Source organism: Azospirillum brasilense, from assembly GCF_022023855.1.
GTDB classification, from domain to species: domain Bacteria; phylum Pseudomonadota; class Alphaproteobacteria; order Azospirillales; family Azospirillaceae; genus Azospirillum; species Azospirillum brasilense_F.
Genome location: NZ_CP059450.1, coordinates 1,945,963 through 1,966,715 on the forward strand (window position 1 = coordinate 1,945,963; position 20,753 = coordinate 1,966,715).

At 69.4% G+C, this 20,753-nt stretch carries 21 protein-coding genes and 1 tRNA gene; 12 read left to right on the forward strand and 10 right to left on the reverse strand.

The genetic code is table 11. The features are described from left to right. Positions 1-172: 172 nt before the first annotated feature. Positions 173-247, forward strand: a tRNA-Gly gene (locus H1Q64_RS22250). A gap of 120 nt (positions 248-367) precedes the next feature. Here H1Q64_RS22250 and H1Q64_RS22255 read toward each other — a convergent pair. Both H1Q64_RS22255 and H1Q64_RS22260 read right to left on the reverse strand, forming a co-directional pair. Continuing rightward, on the reverse strand, positions 368-1,375 hold the full coding sequence (locus H1Q64_RS22255) for an inorganic phosphate transporter (protein ID WP_237905642.1): 1,008 nt from the start codon (positions 1,373-1,375) through the stop codon (positions 368-370). Between the two features lie 4 nt (positions 1,376-1,379). Next, the gene (locus H1Q64_RS22260; RefSeq protein WP_237905643.1) at positions 1,380-2,033 is read right to left on the reverse strand and encodes a DUF47 domain-containing protein; all 654 of its coding nucleotides are present in this window, start codon (positions 2,031-2,033) and stop codon (positions 1,380-1,382) included. 230 nt (positions 2,034-2,263) lie between these two features. Here H1Q64_RS22260 and H1Q64_RS22265 point away from each other — a divergent pair, with 230 nt between their 5' ends. The 3 genes from H1Q64_RS22265 (at position 2,264) to H1Q64_RS22275 (ending at position 4,480) form a co-directional block, all read left to right on the forward strand. Further along, positions 2,264-3,310, forward strand: coding sequence for an NUDIX hydrolase (locus H1Q64_RS22265; RefSeq protein ID WP_237905644.1), 1,047 nt, complete (start codon positions 2,264-2,266; stop codon positions 3,308-3,310). A 58-nt stretch (positions 3,311-3,368) separates the two neighbouring features. Beyond that, positions 3,369-3,866, forward strand: a complete 498-nt coding sequence (gene rraA / locus H1Q64_RS22270; RefSeq protein ID WP_237905645.1) for a ribonuclease E activity regulator RraA — start codon at positions 3,369-3,371, stop codon at positions 3,864-3,866. A gap of 83 nt (positions 3,867-3,949) precedes the next feature. Beyond that, complete coding sequence (locus H1Q64_RS22275; protein WP_237905646.1) at positions 3,950-4,480, forward strand: AAA family ATPase; 531 nt, start codon at positions 3,950-3,952, stop codon at positions 4,478-4,480. Between the two features lie 7 nt (positions 4,481-4,487). Here H1Q64_RS22275 and H1Q64_RS22280 read toward each other — a convergent pair whose 3' ends face one another. From H1Q64_RS22280 to H1Q64_RS22295, 4 genes are all read right to left on the reverse strand, one after another. Then, positions 4,488-4,778 (reverse strand): hypothetical protein, encoded by a 291-nt coding sequence (locus H1Q64_RS22280; RefSeq protein ID WP_237905647.1) that lies wholly within the window; start codon positions 4,776-4,778, stop codon positions 4,488-4,490. 110 nt (positions 4,779-4,888) lie between these two features. Further along, a complete protein-coding gene (locus H1Q64_RS22285) occupies positions 4,889-5,275 on the reverse strand; it encodes a DUF2023 family protein (RefSeq protein ID WP_237905648.1) in 387 nt (128 codons plus the stop codon). Next, positions 5,254-5,736 (reverse strand): flavodoxin FldA, encoded by a 483-nt coding sequence (gene fldA, locus H1Q64_RS22290; protein WP_237905649.1) that lies wholly within the window; start codon positions 5,734-5,736, stop codon positions 5,254-5,256. Before fldA ends, H1Q64_RS22285 begins: the two co-directional genes overlap by 22 nt. 182 nt (positions 5,737-5,918) lie before the next feature. After that, positions 5,919-7,124 (reverse strand): MFS transporter, encoded by a 1,206-nt coding sequence (locus H1Q64_RS22295; RefSeq protein ID WP_237905650.1) that lies wholly within the window; start codon positions 7,122-7,124, stop codon positions 5,919-5,921. Between the two features lie 127 nt (positions 7,125-7,251). Here H1Q64_RS22295 and H1Q64_RS22300 point away from each other — a divergent pair, with 127 nt between their 5' ends. After that, positions 7,252-8,052: an AraC family transcriptional regulator gene (locus H1Q64_RS22300; protein ID WP_237905651.1), complete on the forward strand. Its 801-nt coding sequence runs from the start codon at positions 7,252-7,254 to the stop codon at positions 8,050-8,052. 161 nt (positions 8,053-8,213) lie between these two features. Here H1Q64_RS22300 and acnB read toward each other — a convergent pair whose 3' ends face one another. Continuing rightward, a complete protein-coding gene (gene acnB, locus H1Q64_RS22305; RefSeq protein WP_237905652.1) occupies positions 8,214-10,799 on the reverse strand; it encodes a bifunctional aconitate hydratase 2/2-methylisocitrate dehydratase in 2,586 nt (861 codons plus the stop codon). Between the two features lie 516 nt (positions 10,800-11,315). On the opposite strand from acnB, the gene H1Q64_RS22310 reads away from it, so the two are divergent. The 5 genes from H1Q64_RS22310 (at position 11,316) to H1Q64_RS22330 (ending at position 15,892) form a co-directional block, all read left to right on the forward strand. Next, entirely contained in the window at positions 11,316-12,950 is a 1,635-nt protein-coding gene (locus tag H1Q64_RS22310) for a DUF2491 family protein (protein ID WP_237905653.1), read from the forward strand. Between the two features lie 52 nt (positions 12,951-13,002). Next, positions 13,003-13,428 (forward strand): DUF350 domain-containing protein, encoded by a 426-nt coding sequence (locus H1Q64_RS22315; RefSeq protein WP_237905654.1) that lies wholly within the window; start codon positions 13,003-13,005, stop codon positions 13,426-13,428. A gap of 45 nt (positions 13,429-13,473) precedes the next feature. Continuing rightward, entirely contained in the window at positions 13,474-14,244 is a 771-nt protein-coding gene (locus tag H1Q64_RS22320; protein WP_237905655.1) for a hypothetical protein, read from the forward strand. A 108-nt stretch (positions 14,245-14,352) separates the two neighbouring features. Then, positions 14,353-14,520 carry a hypothetical protein gene (locus H1Q64_RS22325; RefSeq protein WP_014197640.1) on the forward strand — a complete coding sequence of 56 codons (168 nt, stop codon included), beginning with the start codon at positions 14,353-14,355 and terminating at the stop codon, positions 14,518-14,520. 112 nt (positions 14,521-14,632) lie between these two features. Beyond that, on the forward strand, positions 14,633-15,892 hold the full coding sequence (locus H1Q64_RS22330) for a M16 family metallopeptidase (RefSeq protein WP_237905656.1): 1,260 nt from the start codon (positions 14,633-14,635) through the stop codon (positions 15,890-15,892). A 139-nt stretch (positions 15,893-16,031) separates the two neighbouring features. On the opposite strand, the gene H1Q64_RS22335 is transcribed toward H1Q64_RS22330, so the two are convergent. Further along, positions 16,032-17,045: a DUF2125 domain-containing protein gene (locus H1Q64_RS22335; protein ID WP_237905657.1), complete on the reverse strand. Its 1,014-nt coding sequence runs from the start codon at positions 17,043-17,045 to the stop codon at positions 16,032-16,034. Between the two features lie 108 nt (positions 17,046-17,153). On the opposite strand from H1Q64_RS22335, the gene H1Q64_RS22340 reads away from it, so the two are divergent. Further along, positions 17,154-17,792 (forward strand): gamma-glutamylcyclotransferase, encoded by a 639-nt coding sequence (locus H1Q64_RS22340; RefSeq protein ID WP_237905658.1) that lies wholly within the window; start codon positions 17,154-17,156, stop codon positions 17,790-17,792. Positions 17,793-17,802: 10 nt separating this feature from the next. Here the strand turns inward: H1Q64_RS22340 and H1Q64_RS22345 are convergent, their stop codons facing one another. Together H1Q64_RS22345 and H1Q64_RS22350 are read right to left on the reverse strand one after the other, a co-directional pair. Then, the gene (locus H1Q64_RS22345; protein ID WP_237905659.1) at positions 17,803-18,780 is read right to left on the reverse strand and encodes an NAD-dependent epimerase/dehydratase family protein; all 978 of its coding nucleotides are present in this window, start codon (positions 18,778-18,780) and stop codon (positions 17,803-17,805) included. Positions 18,781-18,798: 18 nt separating this feature from the next. After that, complete coding sequence (locus H1Q64_RS22350) at positions 18,799-19,422, reverse strand: ABC transporter substrate-binding protein (protein WP_237905660.1); 624 nt, start codon at positions 19,420-19,422, stop codon at positions 18,799-18,801. A 207-nt stretch (positions 19,423-19,629) separates the two neighbouring features. Between H1Q64_RS22350 and H1Q64_RS22355 the strand changes: the two genes are divergently transcribed. Next, positions 19,630-20,724, forward strand: coding sequence for a sulfotransferase family protein (locus tag H1Q64_RS22355; RefSeq protein WP_237905661.1), 1,095 nt, complete (start codon positions 19,630-19,632; stop codon positions 20,722-20,724). Positions 20,725-20,753 lie beyond the last annotated feature (29 nt).

The following is a 20,753-nucleotide window of genomic DNA, read 5'->3' on the forward strand; positions in this document are numbered from 1 at the left end:
AGCGTAACATATGTTGGTATGTTTTTTCGCGCAATCCGCAAGCGGCGGCCCCACCCGCCTGCATTCCTGCCGTGCCGAGGCTCCTTCGACGCACGGATTGGTGTCGCGTGAAAAAATAGGCTTGCCTTGGCCGCCGCCGGGGCGTATACGGGCGCTCCTCCGCTGGAGCGGCGCGGGCGTAGCTCAGGGGTAGAGCACAACCTTGCCAAGGTTGGGGTCGAGGGTTCGAATCCCTTCGCCCGCTCCATATTCAGCACGGATGGTACGAAAAAGGGCGGCCTCGGGCCGCCCTTTTCGCATTTTGCGCTGTGTCGCCGGGGCCGAAGCCGGTGGCGGGCCTTTCGGCCCGCCCGCCCCGCTGGATCTGTCACCACAGCGCCAGCGACAGCTCGTAGAAGAGCGCGCCGACGACGGCCGTCGCCGGCAGGGTGATGACCCAGGCCATGACGATGCCCTGTGCCAGACCCCAGCGCACCGCGCTGGTGCGGCGGGCGGCGCCGACGCCGATGATCGCCCCGGTGATGGTGTGGGTCGTGCTGACCGGCACGCCGAGCCACGTCGCGACGAACAGCGTGATGGCCCCGCCCGTCTCTGCGCAGGAGCCCTGGACCGGCTTCAGGTCGGTCAGCTTGGACCCCATGGTCTTGACGATCCGCCAGCCGCCGAACAGCGTGCCCAGCCCCATCGCGGCCTGACAGGTGATGACCACCCAGAAGGGCACGTGGAAGGTCGGCCCCAGCAGCCCCTGGGAAAAGAGCAGGACGGCGATGATGCCCATGGTCTTCTGCGCGTCGTTGCCACCGTGCCCCAGGCTGTAGAGCGCGGCGGAGCCGATCTGCAGGTGGCGGAACAGCCGGTCGACCGCGAAGGGCGTGGTGCGCCGGAACAGCCAGGACACCGCCACGATCATCACGCTGGCCAGCAGGAAGCCGACCACCGGCGAGACGACGATGGCCGCGGCGGTCTTCGCCAGACCCGACACCACCACGGCGTCCAGCCCGGCCTTCGCCACGCCGGCCCCGACGAGGCCGCCGATCAGCGCGTGGGAGGAACTGGACGGGATGCCCAGCCACCAGGTGAAGACGTTCCAGACGATGGCGCCCATCAGCGCGCCGAAGATGACGTGCGGGTCCACCACCCCCGCTCCGACGATGCCGGTGCCGATGGTGGTCGCCACATGCAGCCCGAAGAACAGGAAGGCGATGAAGTTGAAGAAGGCGGCCATGGCGACGGCGGTCCGCGGCGACAGCACGCGGGTGGAGACGACCGTTGCGATGGAGTTGGCCGCGTCGTGCAGCCCGTTGAGGAAATCGAAGAGGAGGGCGACGCCGATCAGCCCGATGAGGATGGGCAGGGCGAGGGTAGCGGCTTCCATGGGATCAGACCTGTTCGACGATGATGCCGTCGATGGTGTCGGCCACGTCCTCGCACGCATCGAGCACGCGTTCCAGCAGCTCGATGATCTCGCGTTGAAGGGCGTGGCGATGGGTGATGGGGGCGTCGAGCCCGCCGCTCTCGTCGCGCAGCCGGTGCTTGGCTTCGCGCAGGAGCCGGTCGCCTTCGCTCTCGATCCGCGAGACCTCGGCGGTCATCGCGTGGAGTTGCTCGACGTGTTTGGGGATGTCGCGGAGCAGGGGGATGCCCGCGCTCAGCCGATTGGTGCAGCGCACGATGGCGTCGGCCTGGGCGTGCATTTCCGGCGTGTAATCGGTGAAGCCCGCCTCCACGAGGTGACGCGCGGTCTCCTCGATGAGGTTGAGAACGTCGTCCATCCGCTTGCCGAGTTCCTGGATGTCCGAACGGTCGAAGGGCACGATGAAGGTGCGGTGGACGGCGAGCTGGATCTCCTTCTCGATGGCGTCGGCCTCGCTCTCGACCCGGCGGATGGTCTGGAACCGCTCCTCCAGGTCCTGGCCGCTGGCCATCATCGCCCGCAGCGCTTCGGCGCCTGTGGCGACGGTCCGGGCATGCTCGGCGAACAGGTCGAAAAACCGTTCTTCGCGCGGCATCAGGGCCCGGAACAAATTCAGCATGCGTGGTTCTCCAACTTACGCCGGCCTGCAGTGCTGGGGACCCGCACGGACGCGCGCGAGCCTCAGCGTCGCGGCTGGTGTAACATCCCCGGCGCCCGTGGGGAGTCACAAAAGTGTCATGCCGGGCCGGCTTGCGGCGAGATTTCACGGGGGTGGCCGGCGGAAAGACCGGTGATTTGCCGCGGCGAGCCGCTTATCCTGCCGCCGACGGATCGGCAACGGGGTGGCGCGTGGCAGGAGAATCACGGAACGGCTCGGAAACTCAGATCGGCCTGACGGCGGCCATCGTTTCGGTGGGCGTGTCTCCGGCGAATGGCGCCGAGCCGCGCGTGGTGACCGTGCGCAGCGGCTTCGAGATCCCCGAATCGCACCGCCGCGGTGACGAGCCGCCGCCCCACCGCGACGCGCTGCCGGGCGCCCCCTTCGATCCCGAGCGCTCCCGCACTCTTCAGGACGGCCTGCGCGCGGTGGCCGAGGACGCGGCCGGGCTGACCCTGCGCTATGTCGAGCAGCTCTACAGCTTCGGCGACCGCTACCGCGACCCGCACGAGCTGTTCGGCGGCCCGCGCTCGCTGGTGGTCGGCTATCTGGCGCTGCTGCGCGATGCGCCGCTGCGCATCGACGGGGCGGAGTGGCGCGGCCTCTACGAGTTCTTCCCTTGGGAAGACTGGCGCGATTCGCCGCCGGCGCTGCTCGATTCGGTGATCCGCCCGGCGTTGGCCCGCTGGGTCGCTGGAGCACCTGACGATCCCGCCCGCGCCCGCCGCGGCGAGCGTGCCCGCATGGCCTTCGCCCTCGATGGCGGGGATTGGGATTCCGAACGGGTGCTGGAGCGCTACGAGCTTCTCTACGAGGCCGGGCTGGTGGTGGAGGCGTTCCGCGACCACGACCTCGCCCGCCGGGCGGGGGTGGAGGAGCGGACGGTGCGGCTGGAGATGCCGCGCGCGCTGGGCCGCCCGATGGCCCGCGACGGCCGCCGCGTCCTGGCGACGGCGCTGGAGCGGCTGCGCGGCAAGCTGAAATACCGCCCCATCGTGTTCGAGCTGCTGCCCCCGACCTTCACCCTGCACCAGCTTCAGCAGGTGGTGGAGGCGCTGTCCGGCGAGCGGCTGCACAAGCAGAATTTCCGGCGCCTGATGATCTCCGGCGGGCTGGTGGAGCCGACCGGCCAGTATGAGAGCCAGACCGGCGGGCGCCCCGCCGAACTCTACCGCTTCCGCCGCAGCGCCATTCTGGAGCGCACCAGCACGGGAGCCATCGCCTCCCCGGAGGATTGACCATCGCCGTTCTGGGGGTATCCTGCCGCCAATACCGAAACAAGGGGAGCGAACACGCATGACCGATTTCGACAGCACCTGCGACCTCTACGACCGGTTCGAGAGGACCGCCCGCGTCGCCGACCCCGTCTTCCGTGATTTCGGCCGGCGTTGCAAATTCAGCGGCGTGGCGGTGACCGTGAAGTGCTTCGAGGACAATTCCCGCGTCAAGGAGACGCTGGGCACGCCGGGTCGGGGCAAGGTGCTGGTGGTGGACGGCGGCGGCGGCCTGCGCGCCGCCCTGATGGGCGACCTGATCGCCAAGGACGCGGTGAAGAACGGCTGGGAGGGCGTGGTCATCCACGGCTGCGTCCGCGACGCCGCCGTGCTCGCCACGCTGGACCTGGGCATCAAGGCGCTGGCGGCGACCCCGCGCAAGACCGTTCGCAACGGCGAGGGGCAGAGGGACCTGCCGGTGACGCTGGCCGGCATCCGCATCGATCCCGGCGATCTGGTCTTCGCCGACGAGGACGGCGTGTTGGTGCTGACTGCCGAGGAGTTCGGTGCAGCCGCGTGACGGGTGGGGACCGGGACACCCACAGGCTTTATGGCCCGGCACCGTAACGCGGCCATCAGGCCCGGCGATGAGGAGTTCGGCGCATGTTGATCGTCTTCGGCGGGTTGCCCGGAACCGGCAAGACGACGATTGCCCGAGCGCTGGCGCGACGGCTCGGCGCCTTTCATCTGAGGATCGACACGATCGAACAGGCGATTCGCGCAACCAGCGGAGCCGACGATCCGGTCGGCCCACAGGGCTATGTGGTCGCCTACGCCGTGGCCGGCGACAATCTTCGGCTTGGCGCCACCGTCGTCGCGGATTCGGTCAACCCCATCCGGGTCACGCGCGAGGCGTGGCGCGCCACGGCGCTTCGCGCCGGGGTGCCGCTGGTCGAGGTGGAGGTCGTGTGCTCGGACCCGCTCGAGCACCGGCACCGGGTGGAAACCCGTCACAGCGACATCGCCGGGCACCGTCCGCCCTCATGGGCGGCGGTAATGGGCCGGACCTACGAGCGTTGGGACGGGCCGGCGGTCGTCGTCGACACGGTGGGCCGCGCGGTCGACGACTGTGTCGCGTCGATTCTGGCGGTTTTGCCGATCCGCTCGCCCGACGGGACCGGGCGCCGTCGATGAGGAGGGATCAGCCCGCGACCTTCTCCCAGCCCATCTTCTGGTACCGGTATTCCAGGATCGTCGGCGCCGCGCAGGCGTAGCCGACCCAGACGCCCAGCGTCATCAGGGCGCCGGCCGGCCACAGCGGGATGGAGATGAGGATCAGCGCCGCGTGGATCGCGGCGTGCAGCCACTCGGCCTTTTTTGCGAAGTAGACGGGTCCGAGCAGGAAGGCCCAGAGGATCTCGCGGTTGGTCACCGCCTCCCGTTGGCCGTTCGTGGGATTCTCGAACATCATCCCGGACGGAGCCGCTGCCATCCCTGCCTCCCTTTGATTGTTTGGGAATCAGATTTGACGACGGCGGCCCGGTCTGTCGAGACCGCGACGAAGTTTTTCCGGATGGTGGAGACGGCGCCCTGACGGATGGATCAGGCCGCCGCTCCGCTCCGCCCGGTCTGCGTCATGGCCAGGAAGCGCCGGCACTGCTGTTCGCGGTCGTAGCCCAGCAGTGTGCCGAGGATGAAATCCTCCTCCGGCGTCAGTTGGTTCAGCGGCTTGCGCACCACGCTGCGCACCATCGCGACACAGGCCGCGTTGCCGAAGAAGACGTTGACCTTGGCCTCCGTCACCGTCTGGACGTGGTAGTCGACGAACCGCTCCGCCAGCTTGCGGGTCACCGTGTCGGCGTCCCGCGTGCTGAGCGTCATCATGACCATGGGCCGGACACCCTTGCTGTACTCGTACAGGTGGTGTCCGAGCAGGTGGACGGGCATGGACAACCCGTCATGAGGCGTCATGTCAGCTGGCTGATCCATGCGGTGATCCGTTTGTCGGTTTGGGAGGACTGGTTGTCCTGGTCGAGCGCCAGCCCGACGAACCGCCCGTCGCGTTCCGCGGTGGAGCCCGAATGCTCGTAGCCGGTGGTGTCGGTGAAGCCGACGACGACCCCGCCCTGCGCCACCACCTGATCGTAGAGCGTGCCCATGGCGTCCACGAAGGACTCCGGGTAGGTCACCTGATCGCCGGTGCCGAACAGGGCGACCTTCTTGCCGTTCAGGTTGGCGGCCTTCAGCGTGCCGAAATTGGCCTCCCAATCGCATTGCAGATCACCGACGCCATAGGTTGGCGCGCCGAGGATCAGCAGGTCGCAATTCTCGAAATCCGCGGCGGAGGCGCGGGCGATGTCGACGGTCTTTCCCTGAATCTTCTTCGCGATGCGCGAGGCGACCGACTTGGTCGCGCCGCCGTCGGAGCCATAGATGATCGTGACGTTCATGGTCTCTCTCTGGGCAATCCTGTGGGCCAATCGCATCAGGGCCGGCAAGCAAAAGAGGGAACGTCCGGCCTGCGTCGAATGATAATAAGAATGATTCGCATTTGCAATATGACCATGACGGATTTGTGGGAATTCCGCGAAGGGGAGGCCGCGCCGCCTGGAACGGCGCGACCTTCAGGGGTTCAGGAGTCCTTGTGCGGGGAAACGTTGGGCAGCAGCGCGGCGAACAGGCCGAGCAGGGGAACGACCGAGCAGGCCTGGAAGACGAAGCCGATGCCCTTCCAGTCGGCCAGGACGCCGAGCCCGGCGGCGGCCATGCCTCCGATGCCGAAGGCCAGCCCGAAGAACAGCCCGGAGACCATGCCGACCCGGCCGGGCATCAGCTCCTGCGCGAAGACGATGATGGCGGGGAAGGCCGAGGCCAGGGCCAGCCCGATCACCGCGCTGAGCGCGACCGTGGCCGTCAGCCCGACATGGGGCAGCAGCAGCGTGAAGGGCAGGATGCCGAGGATGGACACCCAGATGACCGTCTTGCGCCCGATCCGGTCGCCGATCGGCCCGCCGATGATCGTCCCCGTCGCGACCGCCGCCAGGAAGACGAACAGGCAGAGCTGAGCGGCGTCCGGCGCCAGGGCGAAGCGCTCCATCAGGAAGAAGGTGTAGTAGCTGGTGATGCCGGCCAGATAGACGTATTTGGACAGGATCAGCACCATCAGCACGGCCAGCGCCCGGTTCACCTGCCCGCGGGACAGGCCGGGGTGGCGGACCGCGGCGCCGCGGCGGACCGGGCGGGCGTGGTCGCTGCGCGCGTACCAGCGCCCGATGCCGGTCAGCAGCGCCATGCCGCCAAGGGCGGCGAGGGCGAACCAGGACAGGCTTTCCTGCCCGCGCGGCAGGATGATGTAGGCGGCCAGCAGCGGCCCCAGCGCCGAGCCGGCGTTGCCGCCCACCTGGAACAGCGACTGCGCCAGCCCGTGCGCGCCGCCGGAGGCCAGCCGGGCGATCCGCGACGCCTCGGGGTGGAAGACCGAGGAGCCGAAGCCCAGCAGGGTCGCCCCGATCAGCAGCGCCGCATAGTTCGGCGCGAAGGCCAGCGTGACCAGCCCGACCAGCGAGGCCCCCATGCCGATGGTCAGGGAGTAGGGCGCCGGCCGCCGGTCGGTGGCGAGCCCGATGATCGGCTGAAGCAGCGAGGCGGTGATCTGGTAGGTCAGGGTGAGCAGGCCGATCTGCGCGAAGCTGAGGTCGAATCCGCCCTTCAGGATCGGGTAGATCGCGGGCAGCAGGGACTGGATCAGGTCGTTCAGCAGATGGCAGACGCTGATCGTCCCCAGGACGGGCAGGGCCGTCCCCCCGGCCTTGGGCCGGGACAGGGTGGTGTCGGTCACGAAAGGAAGCCTTTTTTGACGCTTGGCCGGTGGGCGGGCGGCGCGTTGCTTGGTGTGGAGCAACAGCCTATGGTGAGCCGCGACGGCCTGCCACCGCGGGCAGGCCGATTTCTTACGAGACTGGGCCATGGTCCGGAACCTGCGCATCGACACGGTCGAGGAGTCGCCCCATCCGCTGATCGCCCTGGGGCAGGATCACGCGGACGGCACCTTGCTGGCCGCCCACACGCACCGGCGCGGGCAGTTGCTGTCCGGGGCGACAGGGACGCTTCTGCTGTCCACCGCCCAGGGGCGCTGGGTGATGCCACCCCATTGCGGGCTGTGGATTCCGCCGGGCGTCCCGCACGAGGTCCGCATGATCGGGATGGTCATGACGCGGAGCCTCTATCTCGCCCCCGCGCTGGCCGACACCATGCCGGGCCGCTGCGAGGTGGTGGCGCTGTCGCCCTTCTTCCGCAGCCTGATCGGGCGGGCGATCGACGTGCCGGTGGACTACGACCCGGACAGCCACGACGGCGCGGTGATGGCGTTGCTTCTGCACGAGATGCGGCGGCTTCCGGTGGAGCCGCTGTCACTGCCCTTCCCCGCCCACGCCGCCCTGGCGGAGCGCTGCCGGCGGTTCCTCCAGGAGCCGACGATCCAGGCGACGATCGAGGGGTGGAGCGACGGTCTGGGCATGAGCCGCCGCAACTTCACCCGGCTGTTCCGGCGCGAGACGGGGCTGAGCTTCGTGGAATGGCGCCAGCAGGCGTGCTTGGTGTCAGCCCTGCCGCGTCTGGTCGCCGGGGTTCCGGTGACGACGGTGGCGCTGGACCTCGGCTACGACAACCCGGCGGCCTTCACGACGATGTTCAAGCGGACGCTGGGGGCGTCACCGAGGGCCTATCTGGCACAGGCTGGTGCTCACGGCCCGGAGCGTTCGGCCTGAGGCTCTCTGTATCTCTATGGTCCAAATCCCGATGCCGAAGAAGAAAAGCCCCGCCGGAGCAATCCCGGCGGGGCTTTTCATTAACGCGGAAGCTCTCGCACCCGGCCCCCCTCCCGGCCTCCCCCCGCTTGCGCGAGGGGAGGGGAAGAGATGCAGGCGGATCAGGCGGCGACCGTGTCGGCCACGTCCTGGAACTCCTTGATCTGGTCGAAGTTCATGTAGCGGTAGATGTCGCCGGCCTTCTGGTTGACGACGCTCACCTGCTCCAGATACTCGGCCGGGGTCGGCAGCTTGCCCAGCAGGGCGGCGACGGCCGACAGCTCGGCGGAGCCGAGATAGACGCGGGTGTCGATGCCCAGGCGGTTCGGGAAGTTGCGGGTCGAGGTCGAGATGGCCGTCGAACCCTTGCGGATCTGCGCCTGGTTGCCCATGCACAGCGAACAGCCCGGCATCTCCATGCGGGCGCCCGACTTGCCGAGAACGCCGTAATAGCCTTCCTCGGTCAGGATCTGGGCGTCCATCTTGGTCGGCGGGGCGATCCACAGGCGGGTCGGGATGTCGGTCTTCCCGTCCAGGATCTTACCGGCGGCGCGGAAGTGGCCGATGTTGGTCATGCAGGAGCCGATGAAGACCTCGTCGATCTTGTCGCCGGCAACTTCCGACAGCAGCTTCACGTCGTCCGGGTCGTTCGGGCAGGCGACGATCGGCTCCTTGACGTCGGCCAGATCGATCTCGATCACCGCGGCGTACTCGGCGTCGGCGTCCGGCTCCAGCAGCGACGGGTTGGCGATCCAGTCCTCCATCGCCTTGATGCGGCGGCCGAGCGTCCGGGCGTCCTCGTACCCGTTGGCGATCATCCACTTCATCAGGGTGATGTTGGAGCGCATGTACTCGATGATCGGCTCCTTGTTGAGCCGGACGGTGCAGGCGGCGGCGGAACGCTCGGCCGAGGCGTCGGACAGCTCGAACGCCTGCTCCACCTTCAGCTCGGGCAGACCCTCGATCTCCAGGATGCGGCCGGAGAAGATGTTCTTCTTGCCCTTCTTCTCCACCGTCAGCAGGCCCTGGCGGATGGCGTAGAGCGGGATCGCGTTGACGAGGTCACGCAGCGTGACGCCCGGCTGCAGAGTGCCCTTGAAGCGGACCAGCACCGATTCCGGCATGTCCAGCGGCATCACGCCGGTGGCCGCGGCGAAGGCGACGAGGCCCGAGCCGGCGGGGAAGCTGATGCCGATGGGGAAGCGGGTGTGGCTGTCGCCGCCGGTGCCGACGGTGTCGGGCATCAGCAGGCGGTTCAGCCAGGAGTGGATCACGCCGTCGCCCGGACGCAGGGCGACGCCGCCGCGGGTCGAGATGAAGGTCGGCAGCTCGCGGTGGGTCTTGACGTCCACCAGCTTCGGATAGGCCGCGGTGTGGCAGAAGGACTGCATGACCAGATCGGCGGAGAAGCCGAGGCAGGCCAGATCCTTCAACTCGTCGCGGGTCATCGGGCCGGTGGTGTCCTGCGAGCCGACCGTGGTCATCTTCGGCTCGCAATAGGTGCCCGGACGCACGCCCTGGCCTTCCGGCAGGCCGACCGCACGGCCGACCATCTTCTGGGCGAGCGTGAAGCCCTTGCCGCTGTCGACTGGGGAGGACGGCAGGCGGAACAGGGTCGACGGGGCGAGGCCCAGCGCCTCACGCGCACGGGCGGTCAGGCCGCGGCCGATGATCAGCGGGATGCGGCCGCCGGCGCGCACCTCGTCGAAGATCACGTCGGACTTGACGGTGAACTCGGCGATCACCGCGCCGTTCTTCAGCGCCTTGCCCTCGTAGGGGCGCAGCTCGACCGTGTCGCCCGTCTCCATCTGCGAGACGTCGAGTTCGATCGGCAGGGCGCCGGCGTCTTCCATGGTGTTGTAGAAGATCGGGGCGATCTTGGAGCCCAGGCAGACGCCGCCGAAACGCTTGTTCGGGACGTAGGGGATGTCCTCGCCCGTCCACCACAGCACGGAGTTGGTGGCCGACTTGCGCGAGGAACCGGTGCCGACCACGTCGCCGACATAGGCGACGAGGTTCCCCCGGGCCTTCAGATCCTCAAGCTGCTTGATCGGGCCGCGGACGCCGGCTTCCTCCGGCACGATGCCGGGGCGCGGGTTCTTCAGCATGGCCAGGGCGTGCAGCGGGATGTCCGGGCGCGACCAAGCGTCCGGGGCCGGCGACAGGTCGTCGGTGTTGGTCTCGCCCGACACCTTGAAGATGGTCAGCGTCAGGCTGGCCGGAACCTCGGGGCGCGAGGTGAACCACTCGGCGTCGGCCCAGGACTGGATCACCGCCTTGGCGTTGGCGTTGCCCTTGTCGGCCAGCTCCTTGACGTCGTGGAAGTAGTCGAACATCAGCAGCGTGGTCTTCAGGCCGGCGGCAGCGGCCTCGCCGCACTCGGCGTCGCCCAGCAGGTCGATCAGCGGCTTGATGTTGAAGCCGCCGAGCATCGTGCCCAGCAGCTCGGTCGCCTTGACCTTGGAGATCAGCGGCGAGGTCTCGTTGCCCTTGGCGAGCGAGGCCAGGAAGGCGGCCTTGACCTTGGCGGCGTCGTCGACGCCCGCCGGGACGCGGTGCGTGATGAGATCGACCAGGAAGGCTTCCTCGCCCTGCGGCGGGTTCAGGAGAAGGTCGACCAGATCCTCGGTCTGCTTGGCCGAAAGCGGCAGGGCGGGAATTCCGAGCGCGGCACGCTCAGCGACATGCTGGCGGTAAGCTTCAAGCACGGTGCGGTCCTCTCATCCAAGGTTGCTCAACAGTCGTCCGATTCCCCGACCCGGGGGGCGCGCTCGCGGACCCGGCTTTTTGCCCTTGCGGCGTCTTGCCACGCCGCTGGTCCTACCATTCCGGAAGGAACTTCCGCGGAACGGAGATGTCTTACGTCGCGGCCTTGGGAGTCGTCAAGTCAACGCTCCGCCTGCGACACGTTTTCAGGCGCCGGCCATAGAAGTGGTATTACAACTTGCTCCCGCCGGCCCTGTGGAGGGGCGGCGATTTCCTGAATTCCTCATGGTCTTTGCAATGAACGCCCCGGTGGGGTTTCTGCGCGGACCGCCGCATCACCATGGCTAACCCGCTGGTGAAGAGGTTGATGGTGAACAATTGGGCATGTAGGGTGTTCTGGCCGGCATCCACGGCACCGCGCAGGCTCCATGCCCCCAGGCCCCATGTCCTCTGGCCCCAATCCCACTGGTACAAAGCCCGTTCGGAATCGGATCGCCGCCCGGTTCCTGAGCGTTGTTTTGGCGCTGGCGCCGCTGCAACCGCTGCCCGCCGCCGTCCCCGCGACGGTGCCCGCCGGGCTGGCCGCTGCCACCGCCGCGCTGCTCTGGCCGCAGGCGGCGGAGGCGCGGGCCGGTGGGGGCCGAAGCTCCAGCGGGGGATACAGCCGTCCGGCCGTCCGCACCCCGTCCTTCTCCACCCGCTCCGCTCCGTCGCGCGCGCCGTCCACCGGCAGCAGCGGCTACAGCCGTCCCCAGAGCGGGCCGTCCTTGGGCTTTCCCGGCGGGGCGCCGTCCGGCGGTGGCGATCTGGGCGTGTCGCGGCGGTCGAGCGGCGAGGCGCTGGACCGCTACCGGGCGCAGCAGCAACAGCAACAGCGTGAGCGCACCCCGCCGGTCGCCGCGCCACCGCCCCGCTCCGGATCCGGGTCCGCTTCCGGGTCGGGCTGGGGCGGGGGAGGGGGCTGGCAGGGCGGTGGGGCCGGCTGGGGGCAGCGGCGCACCGGCGGCTATGGGCCGGGCGGATGGTACGGCGGCTGGCGCCCGCCGGGCTGGGCCTATGGCAGCCGTCCCAGCTTCGGCCTGTGGAACGGACTGTTCCTGTGGTTCCTGCTCGATAACCTGTCGCGTCCCGGCTACGCCGACTGGTTCCACAACCACCAGGGCGACCCCGGCTACGCGGAATGGCGCACGGAGGCGGAGCGGCGCGCGCAGGACGATCCCGACCTGCGCCGCCGCCTGGACGATCTCGACACCCGCCTGCGCGCGCAGGAGGACCGGCCGCGCGACCCCGGCTACCTGCCGCCCGACATTCCGCGCGACGTCGCGCAGGCCGCGCCGGAGACACCGTCGTCCCCGGCCCAGTCCGATGGGGGCTCCGGGGGCGGCATGGGCACCCTGCTCCTTCTGATTCTGCTCGTCGGGGGGATGGTGGTGGCCGTGACCGTCCTGCGCCGTCGCTCGTCGGGCTCCCGCTCCGGAGGTTCCGCCATGACCCGTTCTCCCTGGAGCACTGCCGCCGGCATCGTCAAGGCCAAGGCCACCGGCGCGTCCTACGAACCGTCGCTGTTCCGCGTCGGCATGACGCTGACGCCCGATCCCACGCCCTTCCTGCTGGGTGGCGGCGCGATCAAGGCCGCGGCGCCGGAGGGGGCTGGCGCGATGGTCAGCGTGGAGGCCGTGGGCACGTTGACGGGTGGCGGCGTGACTTTGCACCGGCTCTATCTTCCGGGCGGGAGCGGCTTCTACCAGCTTCATCTGGGAGCCGGGGGAGCGCCGGACGAATGCCGCTGGTTCTCAGTGCTGGACGAGGTGCACCCCACCGACAACGACGAATGGGGCTTCTGGCTGGACCCTGCCGACGGGATGATCGGCTACCCGCAGTTCCAGACCAAGGACGGCAAGCTGTACGGGCGGCTGTGGTCACCCGGCGCGTCCCGCATCGCCCCCATCACCTTCGACGAGAGGCTGACCGACCACCGCGGCAGCCGCACCCGCCGCCTGACCGCCATGCTCTACGCGGCTCCCACCGGCGCCGCCGACCCCGCGCCGCGGACCGAGTATGTGCTGGTCGCGGCGGTGGAGGACGGCGGCGAGGCGTGGGTGGAGGTCCGCGCCGGCATCGACGTCAACCCTGCCTCGCTATCCCTTTCCTGACGCCCTTCCCAGCGTTTCCCGCCCGATCCCGCCAGCCCGTATGGAAGACACCATGGACACCAGCGTCGCGCAAATCCTGCAGGGCCTCGAATCCGGCCTGCCGCTGCTGCTTCTGCATTTCGGAGCGACCCTGGCTCTGTTCCTGATCGGGGTGGCCGTCTACGTCGCGGTCACGCCGCTGCACGAGCGTGAGTTGCTTGCGAGCGGCAACCAGGCCGCCGGCGTTGTGCTGGGCGGCACGATGGTGGCGCTGGCGATCCCGCTGGCGGCGACGCTGGCGACCAGCCTCGTCCTGGTGGACATCGTGATTTGGGGGGCGGTTGCCCTGGTGCTGCAGTTGATTACCTTCCTGATCGCCATCTGGCTGTTCCGCGACCTGCGCCCGATGATCGAATCCGGCAACGTCGCGGCGGGCACGGCGCTGGCCGGACTCCAGATCGCCATCGCGCTGCTGAACGCCGGAGCCATGGCGGGCTGAAGACCCGCCCAGACAGACCCGCCGAAACAGAGAGGAACCGCAACCATGATCTCGTTCATCCGCAACCTCGTCGGGGTGAAGACCGATCAGGCCGTCCAGTCGGCGGTGGAAGCCCTGGTGCGCTGGGACCCCAAGGCCGCGACGGAGGCCGAACTGCGCACGATGGAAGAGCATCTGGACAGCCTCGGCCTTCAGGTCGCACAGGCCCGCGCCGCTTACGAGAAGGAGCAGAAGGAGGCCGAGGCCATCCTTCAACTCTCCCGCCAGCGCATGGCCGCCGCCGAGCATCTGCAGCGCCAGATGGAGGCGGAAGCCGACGCCGGTCGCAAGGCCCAGCTCGAAAAGAGCCTGGAAACGCTGGTGGGGATGCTGGAGCAGATGGCTCCGGACATTGATCGGGAGGAGCAGGACGCCGTGGACGCGCGCGAGTTCCTGACCATGCTGGAAACGACCTACGCCGAGGCCGGCGGCAAGCTGAAGGCCGCCCGCAGCGCGTTGCAGCGGGCCGAACGGGACATGGGTCGCGCCGCCCAGCAGCGCGACATGGCCGAGCAGCGGGCGGAGGCGGCCCGGCAGGCGGCGGGGCTGAGCGGCGCCACCTCCAGCCTCGGCACGGCGCTGAAGGCGATGCAGGACGCGGCGGCCCGCGACCTTGCCCAGGCGGAGGCGTCCAGCGCCAAGGCCCGCCTGCTCAAGCCGTCCAAACCGGAAGAGGATGACCCCAACATCAAGGCGGCGCTTGATGCCGCCACCGGAGCGAAGCCGGTGCCGAGCACCCTCTCCGACCGTCTGGCCTCCCTGAAAGGCCGGCATTGAGGAATGAATAGGATCATCCTATCGGTGAGATAGGATGATCCGTATCGATCCTATCGAAGTTCTCCGCCATGATGCGAGCGGTGAAAGTCTGCTCGGTGGAGGACGACCATGCGCAGGTCCATGGCGGAGCTGTTGAACGAACTGGAACGGCACGGCGTGCGGCTGCTGCCGGGCGGGCGTCTGCTGGTGCCGGGCGACGTTCCGGCGCCGCTGCTGATGCGCGCCCACCGCAACCGCCGCGCCCTCAGCGCCGCTTTGGCGCCGCCGCGCGGTTGACGACGCACTTGACCCCAAACCGCGGGGCGTTGTTCCTGCGCGGACGGCGCCCCACGTCAATGCAACGCCCCCGATGTTCCGGGCGATCCCGTGCCCTACCAGGAGACCCTGTGTGACGATCCAACTGACCACCCTCGCCAACGGATTCCGCGTGCTGACGGACCACCTGCCGCATCTCGGCACGGTGACCAGCGGCGTCTGGGTCGGCGTCGGGGCGCGCAACGAACGGCCGGCGGTGAACGGCATCGCCCATTTCCTGGAGCACATGATCTTCAAGGGAACGGAAAGCCGCGACGCGCTGGGCATCGCGCTGGAGATCGAGAACCGCGGCGGCGAGTTCAACGCCTACACGGACTACGACGTCACCGCCTATTACACGCAGATGGCCGCCAAGCACGTCGACATCTCCTGCGAGATCATCGGCGACATCGTCCTGAACTCCGTCTTCCCGGAAGAGGAGGTTGAGAAGGAGCGCGGCGTTGTCATCCAGGAGATCGGCCGCTACGCTGACGAGCCGGAGGATGTGGTCTACGAGGCGCTGCGCCGCACCGCCTTCGACGGGCAGGCGCTGGGCCGCCCGATCCTCGGCCCCAAGGAGAACGTCGCGGGTTTCGGGCGGGAGCACCTGTTCGACTATGTGTCCCATTACGATCCGCGCCGCATGGTCTATGTGGTGTCCGGCAACGTTGATCACGGCACCGTGGTGCGCCGGGCGGAGGCGCTGTTCGGTCATCTGACCGCCAAGGACGATCCGTTCCAGGAGACGGTCGTCAACAAGGGCGGTGCGGCGCTGCTGAAGCGCGACGCCGAACAGGTGCATTTCATGGCGGCCTTCCCCGGTGTCGGCACCGAGGATTCGGCGAGCTACGCGCTGCGCCACCTCGCCAACATCCTGGGCGGCGGCATGACCTCGCGCCTGTTCCAGGAGATCCGGGAGAAGCGCGGGCTGGTCTATTCGGTCTACGCCGCGCCCATTCAGTATGCGGACGGCGGGGCGCTCAGCTTCTACGCCGGCACCGGGCCGGAGGAGGTGGCCGAACTGGTGCCGGTCTTCTTCGAGGAACTGCGCAAGGCCCGCGACGGCGTGACCGCGGTGGAATTGGAGCGGTCGAAGGAGCAGATGCGTTTCTCGGTGGGCAAATCGCTGGAATCGACGATGCGCCGCGCCGACCGCTTCGCCCGCACCCTGCTGCGCACCGGCGAGGTGCGGACCATCGAGCAGATCTTCGAGCGCATCGACGCTGTGACGCCGGAGGATGTGGCGGCGGCGGCCAACCGCGTTTTCGCCGGCCCGATGGCGGTGTCCGCGGTCGGCAAGCTGGACCATCTGCCATCCTACGAGGACATGCAGGGGATGCTGAAGGCGGCGTAAGGTTGTTGCTTTGCGACGCTTGCCCCCTCCCTAACCCTCCCCCGCTGACGCAGGGGAGGGGATTCGGTCCCTCTCCTGCGAAGCGAAGGAGGGAAGGGGCCCACGCGCAGCGTGGGAAGGATGGGGGCAAGACGTCGCCCTACCAGACCACCGCCGGCAGCGCCGCGACCTTCAGCGGACCGAGGAACAGCCCGCGGTTCTGCAGGGTGACCGGGGCGGTCAGCACCGGCTCGCCGTTCGGCCCGGTGGGGCGGGCCAGCAGGCCCAGCATGGTGCGGGCCATCGCCAGCTCCTTGGGCCGGAACATCCCCTGGAGCGCGTCCAGCACCGCCTGATAACCGCGCACCTCCGCCGTCAGCGCGGCCTGCGGCTGCAAGGCGGCATCCAGCGCCAGCGTCCCGTTCATCGCCAGCTTCAGCGGTCCCCAATCCACATTCAGCCCGTCGATCTGGAGCGTGCCGCCGTCGCGGCTCCAGGCCGACAGGCTGGCCGGCTCCGGCTTCGGTGGCTGGCCGAGGACGCGCGCGGTCAGCAGGAGCCGCTGAACCTCGCGGCCCAGCGAGTCCGGCGCGCCCTCGGGCAGGGTGGCGCCGCGGGCTTCCAGCGTGACGGACAGGCCGGTGTCGCTGTGGCTGGCCGGTGGTGCGGCGGGCTGGCTGGCGGTCAGGTCCAGGGCGGCGATGGGAACGGGCAGGGCCTCGGGCTGCGCCACGAGGTTGGTGAAGGCGAGCCGCGCCTCGACCGGCTGGCCGGTCAGGGTGAGGCCGACATGACCCCGGCCGCCGTCGCGGGCGATGAGTGTGAAGGGCGGCTGGCTGGGCTGCACCACCGTCACCCGCTGCTCGCCGGGCAGCGACAGGGCGATGCGCGTGTGGTTCCAGGGCGGCGCCTCCGCCACCAACCGGGCGCCCCGCCATTCCACGTCGCGGGTGGCGAGGTGCGGCGCCTCCAGCGCGGCGCGGATGGTGAAGGGATAGCCGCCGACACTCAGCCCGCCATGGGCCACCACGGTGCCCGCCGTCCGCTGCTCGTCCATCCAGGCAAGCACGCCGCGCTCCACCGCCGCTGCGGCCTGCCACCACCACACCGAGTAGGCGCCGGCGAGCAGGGCCAGGGCGAGAACGGCGAAGCCCAAGATCTTCCGAACGCGCATCTGTGGCATTTCCGTTTTGTGGCACCCACCTTATAGCGGGCGGCCAGGGGCCGTGCTAGCATTCACCGTGTCGCCACCAGTCGGCGCACGCTGCATTACTTAAGGGTCATGCTGCTCGATACGCAATCGCCTGTTGCCGAGCTTCCGGTCATCGCACCGGCGCAGCGCACGGCATCATCCGCCTCTTCCTGGTCTGCCGACATCGCCGTGACGCCCGGCGCCGACCTCTGGGTCTTCGCCTACGGCTCGCTGATGTGGAACCCGGAGTTCCCCTTTCTGGAGCGCCATCCGGCGGTGCTGGGCGGCTACCACCGCCGCTTCTGCGTCTCCTCCCACCGCTACCGCGGCACGCCGGAGCGGCCGGGGCTGGTGCTGGGTCTGGACCGCGGCGGCTCCTGCCGGGGAATCGTCTTCCGCGTGGCGGCGGAGCGGGTGCCGGAGACGCTGGACTGTCTGTGGGACCGGGAGATGCTGAACCGCGTCTACCGGCCGAAGCTGCTGCCGGTGCGCCCGCGCGACGGCGGGGCGCCGGTCATCGCCTGCACCTTCGTCGTGGACCGCCGCCATCGGCAGTATTGCGGCTGCATGGACGAGACCGCCATGGCCGAGCGCATCGCCTGCTGCCGGGGCGAGCGCGGTCCGAACCTGGACTACCTCGCCAACACGGTCGCCCATCTGGAGGCCATCGGCATCCACGACCGCGGGCTGTGCAGCCTGCTGACCGCGGTGCGCGCGCGGATCGGCTGACGGTCAGAGGTCACGCCAACGCCGCCCTCAAGCTCGCGTCCAGCGGCCGGACCGTGTAGCCCAGCTCCCGCATCGCCTTGCCGCTGTCGAACCCGCCGCCGCCCAGCGCCAGCCGGACTCCGGTGACCGGCGCGGTGGGTGGGCGGCGGGTCACATGGTCGGACAGCCATTCCTCCACCCGCGCGGCCCCCAGCGCCACGGCGGGCGGCACGGGGTAGCGACGGAGCGGCGGGCGCCCGCAAAGCCGGTCGATCCGCTGCGCCAGATCGCTCAGCCCGATGTCCGTGCCGCCCAGGATGTAGCGCTCCCCGATTCGTCCTCCTTCCGTGGCCAGGATCATCCCCTGCGCCACGTCACGCACGTCCACGAGGTTCAGCACGCAATCCAGGATCAGCCGCGGCCCGCCGCGCCGGAACAGGCGCAGCATGGCGTTTGGCGGCGTGGGCAGCCGATCGCCGGGGCCGATGGGCGCCGTGGGGTTGACCACCACCACCGGCAGCCCCTGCGCCGCGGCGGCCAGCGCGTCCTTTTCCGCAAGATACTTGGACCGGCAGTAGGCACCGGCCAGCGCCTCCGGCCCCGGATCGGCGCTCTCGTCCAGCCGTTGGGGCGGCCGGCGGGGCGGCGGGTGGCCGATCATCACGGCTTCCGTCGAGCAATGGAGAAAGCGCCTCAAGCCCGGCGTCCGTGCCGCCGCGTCCAGAACCGCCATTGTCCCTTGCCGGTTCACCCGGTCGAAGACGGTCGGGTCGCGGTCCCACAAGGTTGCCACGGCGGCGAGGTGATAAACCCGCACCGCCCCCTCCAGCGCGCGGGCGACGGCCGCCGCATCGAGGATGGAGCCGCGGTGAAACTCCACACCGGTCGGCCGATCATGCGGCGGCTCCTGCCGGTCGAGGATGCGCACCCGCTCGCCCCGCGCGGCCAGCGCCGCCACCAGATGCCCGCCGATGAAGCCGCTGCCCCCGGTGACGAGGGTGATGCCCATGCGCCTCCGCCTCCGCCTCTAGGCCCCGCCGAGGATGCGGTCGGCGTTGCTGTTGAGATCGCGCGTCAGGGCGGCCAGCCCGCCGCCGCGCAGCGTGTTCTGGAACTCCGAGCGCTGCGTGGCGAGCTGGCTGACCGTGCCCTTCGCCAGCACGTCGAGGATGCGCCAGCGGTCGCCCTCCGGCCGCAGCAGGTAGCTCAACCGCACCGGCGTCTTGCCGGCGCGCACCAGATCGGTGTCGACCAGCAGCATCCCGCGCGGGGCGGGCCGCTCGCCGACGATCTCGAGCCGTTGCCCGTCGTAGCTGTCGAAGCGGTCCACATACTGGGCGGCGCTGCGCCGGGCGAAGGCGTCCAGCGCCTGCCGCTTTTCCGGCTCCGCCGACTGGTCGAAATAGGGAGCGGCGGCGACGCGGAGCGCCGCTTCCAGATCGAAGGTGTCGAGCATCACCGGCAGGAAGCGCTGAAGGCGCGCCCGCGCCGGCTCCCGTCCCGCGGCCTCCCGCATCAGGGACAGGATGGCCTCGTTCAGCCGCGCCACCGTGGCGCGGGCGCCCGGCGTGGTGCCGGGGGCTTGCTGCGCCACGGCGGGGACCGGCAGCAGGCCAGCCGCCAGGACGGCCAGCGCGAGCGCGGCGCGCATCCATGTTCGGCGTGAGAAAGACCCAGTCATCGCGGTGCGCCCCGTCCTGTTCCGGCAAGAGTCGATAGAAAATCTGCCCGTTCGGGGCAGGCGGATTCAACCGTCCGTGTGGGATGTAACAGAGTCCGGCCCGGTCTATCCTCCTGAGCGGCGCTGTCGAAGGGAGATGTCCGGATGGGTGGGCAAGCAAAGAGGGAAAGCGGATGGATGCCGATCCCGGACCATCCGCTGTATGGCTGCGACGCCATCACCCTGCTGACCGTGCTGACGCGCAACGGCGGGCCGCGGGGGCGCGGCTGGCCGACGGCACTGGCGGCGCTGGCTTCGGCCCTTGGCCGCGCGCCCTTCTCCCTGGCGGAGGCTGGGTGGGTGGCGGCGCGGCGCCGGAAGTCCGCAGGTTTGCCTCCGCCGGTCTTCATCCTGGGCCATTGGCGCAGCGGCACCACCCACCTCTACAACGTGCTGAGCCGCGACCCGCAATTCGGCATCATCGACCCCTTCGCGGTCGGGCTGCCCTGGGACATGCTGGGGCTGGGCTCGGTCCTGCGGCCGCTGCTGGCCCGCGCCCTGCCCGAGCGGCGCTACATCGACAACGTGCCGGTCAAGGCCGACAGCCCGCAGGAGGACGAGATCGCGCTGGCGAACATGTCGCCGGTCTCCTTCTACCACGGGCTCTACTTTCCGGAGCGGTTCGACGAGAACCTGCGGCGCGGCCTCTATTTCGACGGCTGCACGGCGGCGGAGCGGGACGCCTGGAAGCGCCGCTTTCTCTATTTCCTGGAGAAGGTGTCGATCGCCCAGGGCGGGCGCTGCATCCTGCTGAAGAACCCGGTCTACAGCGCGCGGGTTGCCATGATGCGGGAGATCTGGCCCGACGCGCGCTTCATCCACATCCACCGCGACCCGCGGGCAGTGTTCGTGTCGACGGTCGGCTTCTACCGCACGCTGCTGGCACGGCTGGCGCTTCAGCCGCATGAACACATCGACGTGGAGCGGGTGGTTCTGGACCATTACCCGCGCATCATGCAGGCGCTGCTCGATGACACGGCCGACCTGCCGGCGAACCGCTTCGCCGAGGTGCCGTTTGAACGGTTCGAGCGCGCGCCGCTGGAGGAGGTGGAGCGGCTTTACCAGACGCTGGAGTTGCCGGGTTACGCGGCGGCGCGGCCGAATTTCGAGGCGTATCTGGGGGCTGTGAGCGATTACGCGAAGAACCGCCACCGCCTGTCGGACGAAGGGCGGGAGCGTGTGGACCGCGAGTGGGCGCCCTTCGTCGCGCGCTGGGGGGCCGGTGTGGCGTGATTTGGCCCTCCCCTGCGAAGCGGGGGAGG